Source organism: Streptomyces sp. NPDC005808, from assembly GCF_042871385.1.
GTDB lineage: Bacteria > Actinomycetota > Actinomycetes > Streptomycetales > Streptomycetaceae > Streptomyces.
Map to the genome: position 1 here is coordinate 270,179 of NZ_JBIAIK010000005.1, position 14,771 is coordinate 284,949.

General features: G+C 69.9%; 11 protein-coding genes and 1 tRNA gene. 5 read left to right on the forward strand and 7 right to left on the reverse strand.

The window, feature by feature from the left end:
- Positions 1-30: 30 nt before the first annotated feature.
- Positions 31-1,479 (reverse strand): peptidoglycan-binding protein, encoded by a 1,449-nt coding sequence (locus ACFYPC_RS14065; protein ID WP_388674804.1) that lies wholly within the window; start codon positions 1,477-1,479, stop codon positions 31-33.
- Between the two features lie 183 nt (positions 1,480-1,662).
- On the opposite strand from ACFYPC_RS14065, the gene ACFYPC_RS14070 reads away from it, so the two are divergent.
- The 3 genes from ACFYPC_RS14070 (at position 1,663) to ACFYPC_RS14080 (ending at position 6,026) form a co-directional block, all read left to right on the forward strand.
- Positions 1,663-1,736 (forward strand) — tRNA-Lys (locus tag ACFYPC_RS14070).
- A 403-nt stretch (positions 1,737-2,139) separates the two neighbouring features.
- Positions 2,140-4,092: a glycosyltransferase family 2 protein gene (locus tag ACFYPC_RS14075; RefSeq protein WP_388674807.1), complete on the forward strand. Its 1,953-nt coding sequence runs from the start codon at positions 2,140-2,142 to the stop codon at positions 4,090-4,092.
- The gene (locus ACFYPC_RS14080) at positions 4,089-6,026 is read left to right on the forward strand and encodes a galactose oxidase-like domain-containing protein (protein WP_388674809.1); all 1,938 of its coding nucleotides are present in this window, start codon (positions 4,089-4,091) and stop codon (positions 6,024-6,026) included. The genes ACFYPC_RS14075 and ACFYPC_RS14080 overlap by 4 nt, the downstream gene beginning before the upstream one ends.
- Before the next feature lie 61 nt (positions 6,027-6,087).
- On the opposite strand, the gene ACFYPC_RS14085 is transcribed toward ACFYPC_RS14080, so the two are convergent.
- Positions 6,088-7,065, reverse strand: a complete 978-nt coding sequence (locus ACFYPC_RS14085; protein ID WP_388675252.1) for a glycoside hydrolase family 6 protein — start codon at positions 7,063-7,065, stop codon at positions 6,088-6,090.
- Between the two features lie 319 nt (positions 7,066-7,384).
- Between ACFYPC_RS14085 and ACFYPC_RS14090 the strand changes: the two genes are divergently transcribed.
- Positions 7,385-8,155, forward strand: a complete 771-nt coding sequence (locus ACFYPC_RS14090; protein WP_388674812.1) for a GAF and ANTAR domain-containing protein — start codon at positions 7,385-7,387, stop codon at positions 8,153-8,155.
- A 394-nt stretch (positions 8,156-8,549) separates the two neighbouring features.
- On the opposite strand, the gene ACFYPC_RS14095 is transcribed toward ACFYPC_RS14090, so the two are convergent.
- From ACFYPC_RS14095 to ACFYPC_RS14115, 5 genes are all read right to left on the reverse strand, one after another.
- Complete coding sequence (locus ACFYPC_RS14095; RefSeq protein WP_388674815.1) at positions 8,550-9,215, reverse strand: class F sortase; 666 nt, start codon at positions 9,213-9,215, stop codon at positions 8,550-8,552.
- A gap of 1 nt (position 9,216) precedes the next feature.
- On the reverse strand, positions 9,217-9,807 hold the full coding sequence (locus tag ACFYPC_RS14100) for a hypothetical protein (protein ID WP_388674817.1): 591 nt from the start codon (positions 9,805-9,807) through the stop codon (positions 9,217-9,219).
- Between the two features lie 160 nt (positions 9,808-9,967).
- Positions 9,968-10,747, reverse strand: a complete 780-nt coding sequence (locus ACFYPC_RS14105) for an HAD-IIA family hydrolase (RefSeq protein ID WP_388674820.1) — start codon at positions 10,745-10,747, stop codon at positions 9,968-9,970.
- A 419-nt stretch (positions 10,748-11,166) separates the two neighbouring features.
- Positions 11,167-11,994: a hypothetical protein gene (locus ACFYPC_RS14110; protein WP_388674823.1), complete on the reverse strand. Its 828-nt coding sequence runs from the start codon at positions 11,992-11,994 to the stop codon at positions 11,167-11,169.
- A gap of 326 nt (positions 11,995-12,320) precedes the next feature.
- A complete protein-coding gene (locus tag ACFYPC_RS14115; RefSeq protein WP_388674825.1) occupies positions 12,321-13,547 on the reverse strand; it encodes an ROK family protein in 1,227 nt (408 codons plus the stop codon).
- 76 nt (positions 13,548-13,623) lie between these two features.
- Between ACFYPC_RS14115 and ACFYPC_RS14120 the strand changes: the two genes are divergently transcribed.
- Positions 13,624-14,757, forward strand: a complete 1,134-nt coding sequence (locus tag ACFYPC_RS14120; RefSeq protein ID WP_388674828.1) for a Gfo/Idh/MocA family oxidoreductase — start codon at positions 13,624-13,626, stop codon at positions 14,755-14,757.
- Positions 14,758-14,771: the final 14 nt, after the last annotated feature.

The following is a 14,771-nucleotide window of genomic DNA, read 5'->3' on the forward strand; positions in this document are numbered from 1 at the left end:
GCACGAGGAGTGCACGAGAAGTCGAAAGGGTCAGGAGAAGAGCCGCCGCCAGGTCTCCGGTCCCGGGTAGCCGTCCGCAGCGCCGCCGCGCCAGCCCTGTGCCCGTTGGAACGCCTCGACGTTGCGTCGGTCCGCCTCGCCCCAGCGCGGCCCCGGGCCCGACGTGTAGTACTTGCCGAACCTCTTCTTGACCAGCTGCCTTCCGAGCTTGGTGACATACGTGTTGCTCGCGCCGGGGCGGAACATCCCGCGCCCCGGATAGCCGGGCACCCCGTGCGAGGAGGCACCCGGGCCGTGCGCCCCGCTCACTCCGGAACCGTTCAGCCCGGAACCGTTTCCGCCGGAACCCTCGGCCCCTGGTCCGTTCGGCTCCTTCGGCCCGGTGCTGCCCTCCGGGGGGATGTCCTTGCCCTTCTTCCCCAGCAGGTACGACCACGTCAGCGGCCCCGGCAGGCCGTCCGCGTCCGCCCCCGTCCAGCCCTGCGCGCGCTGGAACGCCCGGGTGGCCCGCCCGTCCGCGGCCGACCAGCGAGGGCCCGGACCCGAGGTGTAGAAACGGCCCGCGCCGCGCGCCACGAGGAGCCGGCCCAGCTGGGTGACGTACTTGTTGTTCGCGCCGGGCCCGAAGTACGCGGCCCCCGGGAAGCGGCCGGCCCCCTTCCCCGCCGCCGGCTTCGCCCCGCTCGCGCTCTCCGCCAGGCCCTTGTACCGATAGGCCAGATAGCGGTCCGAGTTCTTCCAGTACGCGTACGGAGTGCCCTGCTTCCGCGCGTGCGGGGGTGTCGCCTCGTAAGCGATGTAATAGGTGTGCGTGTAGTCCGTCCAGCCGCCGAAAATGACGACGTGCGAACCCTTCTCGGGGTTCGCCGGATTGTGGAAGAGGAGGATGTCGCCGGGCTGGAGCTGGTCGCGGGTAATACGGTCGCTGACGGTGTCGAGGCTGCCGGTCCATTCGTTGCCCGGAAGGTTCCAGGCCATCGAGACAAAGCCGGAGCAGTCCTGGCGGTAACCGTCCGACCAGTACTCGCTCATGCTGTACGGCACTTCCGCGTCGATCCATGTCTTGGCCCGGTTGATGATCTCGGCCCGCGTGGTCGCGGGTGCCTTGGAGAGGGTGCCGGGCTTGGTGGCGGGGGCCGGTTTTCCCGCAGGGCCGTGCAGCGGGGCCTTGCCGCCTTGCGGGGTACCGGGCTCGTCACCTGCGGGAATGCCAGGCCGGGCAGGTCCGTGGGTGGCCGCGACCGCCGTCATCGAGGGGCCCGCGCCAAGGACCGTACTCGCCGCCGCGGCCAGGACGAGCGCCCTGCGGACCGCCGGACGGCCCACGGCCCCGGACACACAGGAAAAGGAAGGGGAAGGGGAAGGGGCAGGGGAAAAGGAAGGGGATGAGGAACAGGGCATGATGCGTCGCCACTGCGCGCATCCGGGGCAGTCGCAGTCACTCGCGGCATCGAATTCCTCGAATACCGGAGCCTTCATGCGAATCCCCTCACACTCCAGGTCGAAATCTCCGCGCTTCTGCACAGGCGCCAGTTTCTCAACTGTCATCCGGTGTCGCATGTTGACGGTCCGAATGATGTACAAGGGCGCGCCGGGGCCGCCCACGCCCGGGCACGGGTTCGGGGCACCCTTCCCGGTCGGGTAGAGTTCCCGCGTCAGCACGCGCCGCTAGCTCAGTTGGTTAGAGCAGCTGACTCTTAATCAGCGGGTCCGGGGTTCGAGTCCCTGGCGGCGCACCGATCGGAAGGCCCTCCGCAGCGGCGGGGGGTCTTCCGGCATGTGCCACTACAACCCCTTCGTCGTACACGCGTCTCAATTAGCGCGTATGACCGGTTAACACCGCGTTTCGCATCTTGCGATCATGATGTAAGGCGTAGAACCCTGGGCTTCAAGGGACTGTCGATACCTGACAGTTGGGGGCAAGGCCGGTTGCGCGTGTGACGGGGACGGGGGCCCCAGTTCATGAACCGATGCCGAGGGGGGCATCATGCAACCGGAAGGTCGTCGTTCCATGTCTCTGTGGTGGAGATGATGTGGTGACGCTGGCCTGCCAGTGATGCGTCCGGGACGGTCGAGGGGGACCCGAGCGGACGACTGAACCGACGAACACGCGGACATCCGCGTGCGGGGGGATGACTCATGACGTCGACGCCGACGGGCGCCCGGCAGGAACTCGACCCGTCAGAGACGACACAGCTCCGGGTGCCATCGCACCGGACGGGCGGATTCCGAAGAATCAAGAAGACGCTGCCGAGATACGACTACGAGCACTACAGCCGGCTCGCGGGGCCCCTCACACAGCCCGATCCGACCAAGCCGTACAAGGTGCAGTACCGCTCGCTGCTGTCGCAGGAGCCGCACCGCATACGTGCGGCGCTGATGCTGGGTGCCGCTCCGCTGCTCTCGCTGGTCCTGCTCGTCTGGCTGCTCCAGCCCGCGCACTGGACCGAACGCGACTATCCCGCCTACGACTTCCTGCCGGCCCTCGACATCGTGATGCTGGTCTCGATCGGCCTGATCGAGACCTTCCGCTGCCTGAACGTCCTGTCGAACGCGCACGCCACCCTGGTCGCCCGCGACCCGGTCCCGGTGGTGCCCGAGACCGGCACCAGAGTCGCCTTCCTCACCTCGTTCGTACCCGGCAAGGAACCCCTCGCCATGGTGACGAAGACCCTGGAGGCGGCCGTCAAGCTGCGCCACCGGGGTCTTCTGCACATCTGGCTCCTCGACGAGGGCGACGACCCGGAGGTGAAGGAGGTCTGCGCGCGCCTGGGCGTGCACCACTTCTCCCGCAAGGGCATCGCGAAGTGGAACATGCCCAAGGGACCGCACCGCGCCAAGACCAAGCACGGCAACTACAACGCCTGGCTGGACGCGCGCGGCGGCGACTACGACTACTTCGCCTCGGTCGACACCGACCATGTGCCGCTGCCCAACTACCTGGAGCGGATGCTCGGCTTCTTCCGCGACCCGGACGTCGGCTTCGTCATCGGCCCGCAGGTGTACGGCAACTACGACAACGTCATCACCAAGGCCGCCGAGTCCCAGCAGTTCCTCTTCCACGCCCTGATCCAGCGCGCCGGCAACGCCTACGGCTCCCCTATGTTCGTGGGCACCTCCAACGCCGTACGCATCAAGGCGCTGAAGCAGATCGGCGGTCTGTACGACTCGATCACCGAGGACATGGCGACCGGCTTCGAGATCCACCGCGCCAAGAACCCGGCCACCGGCAGGAAGTGGCGCTCGGTCTACACGCCGGACGTGCTCGCGGTCGGTGAGGGTCCCAACGCCTGGACGGACTTCTTCACCCAGCAGCTGCGCTGGTCGCGTGGCACCTACGAGACGATCCTCAAGCAGTACTGGAAGGGCTGGTACTCGCTGCCGCCGAGCAAGCTCTTCAACTACACGATGATGATCATCTTCTACCCGATGTCGGCCCTCAACTGGATCCTCGCGGCGCTGAGTTGCTGCCTGTTCCTGGGCCTGGGCGCCTCGGGTGTGAACATCGACCCGACGGTCTGGCTGATGCTGTACGGCAACGCGTCCGCGCTGCAGATCGGGCTCTACATCTGGAACCGCCGCCACAACGTCTCGCCGCACGAGCCCGAGGGCAGCGGCGGCGTGGCGGGCATGATGATGTCCGCGCTCTCCGCGCCGATCTACGCCCGCTCGCTCATGGACGCCGTGCTGCGCCGCAAGAGCAAGTTCGTGGTGACACCCAAGGGCGATTCGGCGAGCCCCGACACACTGTTCGGGACCTTCCGCATCCACCTGTTCTTCATTCTGGTCTTCGCCGGCTCGATCACCGCCGGTTTCGTGCTCGGGCACTCCCACCCAGCGATGATCATCTGGGCCACCTTCGCCCTGCTGATCACCGCCTCGCCGATCTTCGCCTGGCGCTGGGCGATGCGGCAGGACAGGAAGAAGCCCAAGCCGGTTGAGGCCGAGGCCGTCCCGCTGCCACCGCAGGCGTCGGTGCCGCAGCAGGAACAGCACGCCCCGCACGCACCGCAGCACAAGCCTCAGTGGGCCGCCGCGAACAGCGGGAACGACCAGACCATGCAGATTTCCCTTGGGGGACATAAGAAATGAAAGACGGTGCCAGCCGCCGCCGTGCCCGTCGTCTTGCGATAGGCACGGCGGTGGTCCTCGCGCTGGCCGGGATGAACGGCCCGTGGCTCTATCGCTTCGGGACGGAGCAGTACCACCAGTACAAGATCAACAAGCCGGAGTACAAGGCGGAGAACGGCCACTGGGACGTCATCGACTTCCCCGAGGAGTTCCGCCAGAACACCATCCACGCGGCCCTGCTGCACACCGGCAAGATCCTGTTGATCGCGGGCTCCGGCAACGACCAGGACAACTTCGACGCGAAGAAGTTCGACACCCGGATCTGGGACCCGGTCAAGGGCACCATCAAGAAGGTGCCGACGCCGGCCGACCTCTTCTGCACGGGCCACACCCAGCTCGCCAACGGCAATCTGCTGATCGCGGGCGGCACCAAGCGCTACGAGAAGATGAAGGGTGACGTCACCAAGGCCGGCGGTCTGATGGTGGTGCACAACGAGAACCCGGACAAGCCGATCACCCTGCCCGCGGGCACCAAGTTCACGGGCAAGGAGAACGGCAAGACCTTCGTCTCGAAGGACCCGGTGCTCGTCCCGCGCGCCAAGAAGGTCTTCGACCCGGACACCGGCGCCTTCCTGGGCAACGACCCCGGCCTCGGCCGCATCTACGTCGAGGCGCAGCAGAGCGGCACCGAGTACGAGACGGGCACCCAGGACAACTACCGCGTCCAGGGCCTCACCGGCACCGACGCCCGCAACACGTACGGCATCGCGGAGAAGCTCGCCCTGGACAAGAAGGACTTCCAGGGAATCAGGGACGCCTACGAGTTCGATCCGGTCGCCGAGCGGTACATCAAGGTCGACCCGATGAACGAGGCCCGCTGGTACCCGACGCTGACCACCCTCTCGGACGGCAAGGTCCTCAGCCTCTCCGGTCTGGACGAGATCGGCCAGCTGGTACCGGGCAAGAACGAGGTCTACGACCCGAAGACCAAGAAGTGGACGTACACCGAAGGCGTCCGGCAGTTCCCGACCTACCCGGCGATCTCCCTGATGCAGTCCGGCGAGCTCTTCTACTCCGGCTCGAACGCGGGCTACGGCCCCGACGACGTCGGCCGCGACCCCGGTATCTGGGACCTGGACACCAACAAGTTCACCAAGCTGCCCGGCATGAGCGACCCGGACCTCCTGGAGACCTCCGGGACGGTGCTGCTGCCGCCCGCGCAGGACGAGAAGTACATGGTGATCGGCGGCGGCGGGGTCGGCGAGTCGAACAAGTCCAGCGAGAAGACCCGGATCATCGACCTGCTGGCGGACGACCCGGCGTTCGTGGACGGGCCGTCACTGGAGAAGGGCACCCGCTACCCGCAGTCCTCGGTCCTCCCCGACGACACCGTGCTGATCTCGGGCGGCTCGGAGGACTACCGCGGGCGCGGCGACTCCAACATCCTCCAGGCGCGGATCTACGACGCGAAGTCCGGCAAGCTGGACCAGGTCGCCGACCCGCTGGTGGGCCGCAACTACCACTCGGGCTCGATCCTGCTGCCCGACGGCCGCGTGATGTTCTTCGGCTCCGACTCGCTCTACGCCGACGCGGCCAACACCAAACCCGGCGTGTTCGAGCAGCGCATCGAGATCTACACGCCGCCGTACCTGTTCCACGGCTCGCAGCCCACCCTCTCCGGCGGCCCGGAGACGATCGCCCGCGGCGACTCGGCCACCTTCAAGACGCAGCACGCCTCGTCCATCGAGACGGCCCGGCTGATCCGGCCGAGCGCGTCCACCCACGTCACCGACACCGACCAGCGTTCCATCGCGCTGGACCTGAAGAAGACGAAGGACGGGATCACGGTGACGGTTCCCAAGAACCGGAACCTGGTCGAATCCGGGTGGTACATGCTGTTCGTCACGGATGACGAGGGGACGCCGAGCAAGGCGCAGTGGGTGGAGGTTCCTTAGCCCGTACGTGACCGGGGGCGCCGTCCGCTGTTCGCGGAGGGCGCCCCCAGTTGCGTACCGACTAGCTCGAAGCCTTGGCGAGCTTCAGGGCGTAATCCGCCCACCACTCACCGGCCTTGGGGCCGCCCTTGCACTCGCCGTCCGACTCACCGGGCCGCTTGACCCAGAGATACGCGTCGACGAGCGGATCGGCGGTCTTGGTCGTCGGCGTCTCGCCCAGCGCGCGGCCCGGCGGGTTGCACCAGTTCTCGCCGGGCTCGCCCTCCGTGTAAGGGCCGTTGCCGTTGCGGCTGGTGTCGATGACGAAGGGCTTGCCGCCGACCTTCGCCGAGAGCTGCTTCCCGTACGCGATGGAGTCCACGGTCGTGTAGAAGTTGGAGACGTTGACCGAGAAGCCGTCCGCCGACTCGATGCCCGCCCACTGGAGGGGCTCGAAGATCTGGTCGGGCCGCCCCCAGCCCGCGTTGCCCGCGTCCACGTACACCTTCGTGTTCTTCAGCGCCTTGAGCGTGGTGATGGCGCCCTTGAGAAGGTCGTAGCGCTCCTCGTGGAACTCCTCCGGCGTGCACTGGTCGACCAGGTGCAGGACGGCGTCCGGCTCCAGGATCACCGTGGCGGGCCGGTCCGCGATGCCCTTGGCGACCCCGTCGATCCAGGCCCGGTAGGCGTTGCCGTCCGCGGCGCCGCCCTGCGAGAACTGGCCGCAGTCGCGGTGCGGGATGTTGTAGAGGACCAGGATCGCGTCCCGGTCGGCCTTCTCGGCGGCCTCCGTGAAGCCGCGCGCCTCCTGTTCCGGGTTCTCCGGGCCGATCCACTCGCCCGTCGGCTGCTCGGCGATCTTCCGGATCTGCTCGGCTTCCTCGTCCTTGCCTGCCTTCACGTACGCGGCGACCTGCGCGGCCGCGTTCCCGTCCGGGTTGACCCAGAACGGGTCCGAGTTCTTGGGCTGTTGGGTGACGCCGGCGCCGGAACCGTTGTCCTCGTCGCCGTCGCCCCCCGACGAGAAACACCCCGCGAGCAGCAGTGCCGCCCCCGCCATCGCCACGGACGCCCGTGCAACCGCCAAAGGGGCGCGCGGGTGTCGAGAATCCGAATGCGCGGAGGCCCGAGGGGTTGAGTACGATCGGGCTCTCGACACCGGCTTGAGCGCCCCGGCGGCACGAAAAAGCACCGCGTGCATGCTGCCGTACATCCAACTCCCCCTTGGGTGCACTGTCCGAAAGGGCAATCCTGACATAGGTCCCGCCTCGCCCACGAGATCACCCGAGCCTTGGTGGAGAGCTGTTACAGCCCCGGGTCACCGGGTAGGCGCGGGCCGAGCCGGGGAGGCGGGGAACAACGGAATCGGAGTAGGCCACATGCACCTCAGTAGCCGGGAAACGCTGCTTGCATCTGCCCTGCTGGAGGCCTCGGACACACTGACCGACAGTTTCGACGCCAGGCGCTATCTGCAGCGCCTGTCCGACCACTGCGTGGAGCTCCTGGGCGCGCGGGCCGCCGGGGTCATGCTGATCGACGGCGGCGAGGCGGTGTCACTTGCCGGGAGCAGTCGCCGGCACGAGGTCGCGCTCGATCTGCTGGCCGTCCAGCACCAGGGCGGACCCTGCCTGGACAGCTACGGCACCGGGCGGCCGGTCGCGCCCGTCTCGATCAGCGTCGCCCATGCCGCCGCCCGCTGGCCCCACTTCACCGAACGGGCGCTGCGCCACGACATCGCCGCGACCTTCGCGGTCCCGCTGCGCCGCCGCGAGACGCTGCTCGGCGCGCTCAACGTCTTCGTGCCCACTCTGCCCGAGCACACCACCCCGCCCGAGGACCACTGGAGCGTGCACCTGGCCCAGGCCCTCGCCGACGCGGCGGCCGTCGGGCTGCAGAACCACCGGGTTTACGCCCAGTACCGCAGCCTGGCAGGTCAGTTGCAGGGGGCCCTGTCCAGCCGCGTGCGCATAGAGCAGGCGAAGGGCATACTCGCCGAGCGCTGGAACACCGGGGTCGACCAGGCCTTCCTCACGCTGCGGCAGCACGCGCGCCGGCACCGGCTGCCGCTCGACGAGGTCGCCACGGGGGTGATCGACCGCTCGGTGGACCTGGAAAAACCGGGCGGAGGGCCGGGCGGGCCACCCTCGTAGTGTCCCTGGAGTGGTCCGCAAAGCGCGCTCCACCTGCGCGAACCGTACGGGGTGAGCGCTGTCGACTTGGCCGCGAAAGACCCTAGGCCGAATCGCTGATCCGCTCTACAGTTGCCTCACACGGCCCCAGCCCCCGGCCAGTTGGCCGGACCGCGATATCCGCGGGCCGGCCCCCCTTACCTCCCGCGTCGGACGCCGGGTTTCTCCCGCAGCCCGAGCGCGCGCGGTCGAGGACCAGCCCGGTCGACGGCTCCGGGGGGAGCGGGTCGTCGACCGGGCCAGGTGACCCGGCGGAGCGCGACTCGGCGACGGGCGCAGTGCCGTGTCGGCGGATGGCCTCCCGTGCGGTTCGGCCATCAGCGCGGCGAACGGCGGTCCTGTACGACGCGCGCGATCAGACTCCGCTGCCCGTGAGGTACGCCGACACGATCACGTTCGCCGTATAGGTGCGGCTCGTCGCATCGAAGGTGCCGCCGCAGGTGATGAGCCGTAGCTCGGCCCGCCCCGACTGCCGTGTGCCATAGGCCTGTCGGGCGTCGAAGTGGTCGCGTTGGAGGACCTGTACGTCGTCCACGGTGAACTCGGCGACGGTCCCGTCGTCGCGGACGACCCGGACGGTCTCGCCGGGCCGTACCGTGCTGAGCCGGTAGAAGACCGCGGGCCTGGTCTCGGTGTCGACGTGCCCCACGAGCAGCGCGGTCCCGGCCGCCCCCGGTGTCGCCCCGGCGCCGTACCAGCCGACCACGCCCGGCTGGTCGAAGGGCGGCGGATCGATCGCGCCCTGCGGATCGAGCCCGCGGGCCACGACGGGTGCCTGCACGCCCATGGCGGGGATGTCGACGCGCTGCGGCTTTGCGTTCCCCAACGGCGGCCTCGCTGGCGGCAGTTGCACCTCCGGCGGCCGTCCGACCGCGGCCATGTCCCCCGTGGTCGGCGCCGATGTCCCGGGCCGTACGTCCGTCACCTCACGACCCCACAGCCACAGCCCGAGCAGCAGTACCGCCCAGGCTGCACCCGTCAGCAGGCGCCCGGCAGTGGAGGAGCGTTCCTGTCCTGACACGTCAGTCGCGGGCGCCGCCGCGCCGGCTCCGGCGGGCGCTGCGTACCGCCACCGCCACGGCTGCGACGCTCGCGAGGACGAGGCCGATCACCGCGTGCCAGGTGCCGGGGCCCGTCTGCCGGGCATCCACCATGGCGAGCTGCGTCGCGGCGCCACCGCCGCCCGCGTGCACGGGGGCTACCGGCGAGGCGGGAGCGGTGGAGGGACTGACCCTGCCGCTGGAGGCGACGGTGACGGTGACCGAGCCCTTGATCCTCTTGTCGTAGCCGTCGCAGCTGACCTTGATGTCATAGGTGCCGGGCTGGAGGGAGGTCGGTACGCGGCTCTCGCCGGTGAGTGTGCCGTCCCTGCCGGTGAGCTGCGCGTCCGCGACGAACGCGGCCGATTTCGCGGTACCCGTCTGCCCCGCGCAGCCCGTGGCCCGCAGCTGGATGTCGCTACCAGGGGCCGGGGAGGCGGGCGTCACCCGGACGCCCGCGTCGGCCGCCGAGGTAGACGTCACCGGGACGCCCGCGTCGGCCGCGTGGGCGGTGGGGGTGAACGCGGCCGCCAACACCGCCCCGACACAGAGAGTGATTCGCAGTGAGCACATCGTGAACCTCCAGATACCTGGAGACTCCTCCTCGGGTCGCCGGGGCGCATCTCCAGGAGGGGGACGATTACTCCGTCCGGGTCCTGTAGAGGTCCTGACCGGTTTAGATCACGGTCCACTCACTGCGTGATCACCGTGTGCCCATGCTCTGGCCGGTGCCTCAGACGCGGTCGACGAGGTCCGCGATCGAGTTCACGATCTTCGAGGGGCGGAAGGGATACTGCTCGATCTCGGCGGGCGTGGTCACCCCGGTGAGCACCAGGAACGTCTCCATGCCCGCCTCGAGACCGGCCAGCACGTCGGTGTCCATCCGGTCACCGATCATCGCGCTGGTCTCGGAGTGCGCCCCGATGGCGTTCAGGCCGGTCCGCATCATCAGCGGGTTCGGCTTGCCGGCGAAGTACGGCTGCTTGCCGGTCGCCTTGGTGATCAGCGCGGCGACCGCGCCGGTGGCGGGCAGCGGGCCCTCCGTGGACGGGCCGGTCTCGTCCGGGTTCGTGGCGATGAAACGGGCGCCGCCCTTGATCAGCCGCACCGCCTTGGTCATGGCCTCGAAGGAGTACGTACGGGTCTCGCCCAGAACGACGTAGTCGGGCTCGTGGTCGGTGAGCACGTACCCGATGTCGTGCAGCGCCGTGGTCAGGCCCGCCTCACCGATGACGTACGCGGTCCCGCCGGGCCGCTGGTCGTCGAGGAACTTGGCGGTGGCGAGGGCGGAGGTCCAGATGTTCTCGACCGGCACGTCCAGGCCCATCCGCTGAAGCCTGGCGTGCAGGTCACGAGCGGTGTAGATCGAGTTGTTGGTGAGGACGAGGAAAGGCTTCCCGGACTCCCGCAGCCGTTTGACGAAGGCGTCGGCGCCGGGGATCGGCACACCCTCGTGAATGAGCACACCGTCCATGTCGGTGAGCCACGATTCGGTGGGCTTGCGCTCTGCCATGTGCCGATCTCCTGACGTACGCCGTACTGCGCGACTTGCGCGATGCCGTGCTGCGTACGCCCAGCCTAGCGAGCGGTTGCGATCAGCTGCGGTGGCGGACTTGCTGTCGTCGGTCGGCTGCGGTGGGGGACCCGCCGTCGTCAGTCAGCGCGGTGGCGGACCCGCCGTCGTCGGTCAGCTGCGGTGGCGGACCCGCCGTCGTCAGTCAGCTGCGCTGGCGGACCCGCCGTCGTCAGTCAGCGCGGTGGCGGACCCGCCGTCGTCGGTCAGCTGCGGTGGGCTTGCTCAGGACCTGAATTCATCGAGCAGGGAGGGCAGCTAGGCGACGGCGACGGACCCGAGGACGGATGTGGCCCCCGCCGCCCGCAGCGCCGATTCCCCGTGCGCTCCGGTGAGCCCTCCGGCGACGACCCCCGACGTCACCCGCGCGACCGCACCCGGCGGGCCACGGCGAGGAGGACGCCCCCGGTGACGGACAATCCGAGCGCGGCGGCCGCGCCGAACCAGTGCCAGGCACGCGGACCGGTACTGGCCAGCTCCCCAGCGGCCGACACACCTTCGTCCCGTACGACTCCACTGTCGCCGTCGCCGTCGCCGTCGCCGTCACTGTCGCCGGTTCCGGTCCCGGTGCCGCCGTCGCTGTTACTCCCCTCGTCCTCACCGCCGCCCTCGTCCTCGTCCTCGATGCGGAAGCTGTAGTCGTTCGACTCCCCCACCCAGTCCCCGTCGTCCTCGTGCCGCTGCACGACGGCGGCGTTCGCGACGACGTCGTTAGGGGCGGCCGCGTCGGAGGTGACGGAGAGGCGGACCTTCACGGTGAGCGTCCGGCCCGGGCCCACCGTGAACCCCGGGAACCCGCCGTCGAAAGCCCCCACGTTCTCGTCCTCGTCACTCTTCTCGAACTCCACCGGATGCGGAATCCCGCTCCCGCCGGCGTAGAACTCCAACCGCGCCTGCTCGGGCCGCAACGCCCGCTTCTCGTCGACGAGGACGACGATCGGGTGGATGTTGCCGCAGGTGTGCGCGGTGGTGTTGGTGAGGTCGATGTACCAGGTCCGGTAGTCACCCCCGACGTCGTACGTCGTCGGGCCGCCGTGGATCCGGGTCTGCACCGGAAAGGCGCGGGTCTCGGGGGCGGCGCAGGTGGGGCGGGGGTTCGCCAGGGCCGTGCCGGGCGTGGCGAGGGTGAGAGGGAGGGCGGCGGCCGCAGCAGTAACGGAGAGGGGCAGGGACGTGCGCAGTCTCAATCGCGTTCGCGTTCGCATGAAGAGCCTTTGCCGATCGGGAGCGTAAGCGGTACCGGGCAGCGGCCCGTGACCTTGCCACACGCGATCGGCGACAACGGGCCGCCACGCCCACCGGCCCCTTCGATCGGCGGAGCCCGTTTAACCCGTCCGGCCCTGGAAACCTTTCAGCCCGTCCGGCGCTGGAGATCTTTCAGCCCGTCCGGCGCTGGAGATCTTTCAGCCCGTCCGGCGTTTGAGGACGAGGCCGTCCAGGCCGAACGGGGGTCTGGGGCGGAGCCCCAGGAACGGGACGGGAAGGGGCGGAGGGGGCGAAAACACGCCACTCGTCACCCCACCCCCCACCCGAACAACGGCGCCAACAGCAACTGCGCAGCCCCCTCGGCGACCCCCCGCGCCCCGCCGGGAGCGACCCGCACGGGAATCGCCGCCTCCGCGCCCTCTCGTCGCGCCCGGTCATTCAGCACGGCGCCGACACCTCGTACGAAGGACTCCCGATGGGCCTCGACGGTGCGTCCACCGAGCAGCACCAGGTCGATGTCCAGCAGCCCCACCAGATTCGCCGCCCCCACCCCCAGCACCCGCGCCGCCTCCCCCACCGCGCCCCGAGCCACTGCCCCCAGGCACAGCACCTCGAGACACCCCCGGTCGCCGCAGCCGCACAAGGGCCCGTCCAGCTGAATGACCTGGTGCCCGAATTCCCCGGCGCCGGTACGGGCGCCCCGATGCACGGCCCCACCGATCACGAGCCCGGCCCCCAGCCCCGTACCAAGGTGGAGATAGGCGAAGGACCCGGAGCCGCTGCCACCCCCCGCCGCCAGACCCAACGCGGCGGCGTTCGTGTCCTTGTCGACCACCACCGGCACCCCGAGCCGCTCCGCCAACGCGTCCCTCAGCGGAAACCCGTCCCACTCCGGAAACCCGGTGACCCGGTGCAGCACGCCCCGCCTGTGGTCGAGGGGACCGGGCAGCGCGACCCCCACTCCCAGCACGGCCCCCACGCCCGCGAGCAGCACCTCCGCCTCCGCCCCCACGCCCGCGAGCAGCATTTCGACCTCCGCGCCCGCGGCCTCGACGACCGCGTCCGCCCCGCCCCCCAGATCCAGCGGAGCCCGCCGCTCGCCCACCACCGCTCCGGTGAGATCGCAGAGCACCGCCCTCAGCTCGTCCCGGTCGAGGTGCAGCCCGACCGCGTGGCCGGCCTCCGGGACGAGCCGGAGAACGGTGCGCGGCTTGCCGCCCGTGGAGGCGCGGCGGCCCGCCTCCGCCACGAACCCGTCGGCCCGGAGCCGGGCCGTGATCTTGCTGACGGCCTGCGGGGTCAGCCCGGTGCGCTCGGCGAGTTCGAGGCGGCTGATGCCGGCCGGGCCCGCCGTGCGCAGCAGATCGAGCACGAGCGCGGCATTGTGACTGCGCAGTGCGAGCAGGTTCACTCCCGCGCCGCCCGTCACCGCATCCGCATCCGTCTCCGCATCCGTATCGGTATTCCGGCCACCCCGTGCGCCCTGCAGTCCCGCGCCCGGTGCCGGTCCCGGTCCCCCATCGTTCCTGTTCACGTACGCCCGTTCCTGTTCACGTACGCCATTGTCCCCCGCGCTTGCACTTTGGCAACAGCGTTGCGAAAGTGGACGTATGACTGGCACAGGTTCTGACCCCGGCACGCTCGCCGCCCCGGCCGCCCCCGGCACCCCGGGCGGCCCCCTCCGCGTGGCCCTCGTCGGCTACGGTCTGGCGGGCTCCGTCTTCCACGCCCCCCTGATCGCGGCGACCGAGGGCCTGACCCTCGACACCGTCGTCACCTCGAACCCGGAGCGGCAGGAGCAGGCTCGCGCGGAGTTCGGCGACGGGCTCCGTCTCGCCACGACCCCCGACGAGCTGTGGGCCCGCGCCGACGAGCTGGACCTGATCGTCATCGCGTCCCCGAACAAGACCCACGTCCCGATCGCGACCGCCGCTCTCAAGGCGGGCCTCCCGGTCGTCGTCGACAAGCCCCTCGCCGGTACGGCGGCCGAGGCCCGCGAGCTGGCCGCCCTGGCCGACGAGTGTGGCCTCCTGCTCTCCGTCTTCCAGAACCGCCGCTGGGACAACGACTTCCTGACCCTCCGAAAGCTCATCGCCGAGGGCGAGTTGGGCGACGTATGGCGCTTCGAGTCCCGTTTCGAGCGCTGGCGCCCGCAGCCCAAGGGCGGCTGGCGCGAGTCCGGCGACCCGGCAGAGATCGGAGGTCTCCTCTACGACCTCGGCAGCCATGTCGTCGACCAGGCGCTGGTCCTCTTCGGCCCCGCGACCTCGGTGTACGCGGAGTCGGACATCCGCCGCGCGGGCGCCGAGGCGGACGACGACACGTTCATCGCGATCACCCACGAGAGCGGCGTCCGCTCCCACCTCTACGTGTCCGCGACCACCGCCCAACTCGGCCCGCGTTTCCGGGTGCTGGGCTCGCAGGCCGGTTACGTGAAGTACGGGCTCGACCCGCAGGAGGCGGCCCTGCGTGACGGCAGGCGTCCCACGGACACCGACAAGGAGTGGGGCATCGAGCCCGAGTCCCTTTGGGGCCGGGTGGGTGCGGGCGAATCCCCATCTACGGGCGGCGGCCGGCCCGAACCGACGCTGCCGGGCGCGTACCCCGCGTACTACGCGGCCGTCGCCGCCGCCCTCCGCGACGGTGGCCCGAACCCGGTCACCGCGCACGAGGCCGCGGCCGCCCTCGATGTGCTGGAGGCGGCCCGCCGGTCCGCCCGCGAGGGAGTGGTGGTGTCACTGTGAGCACCTCCACGAAC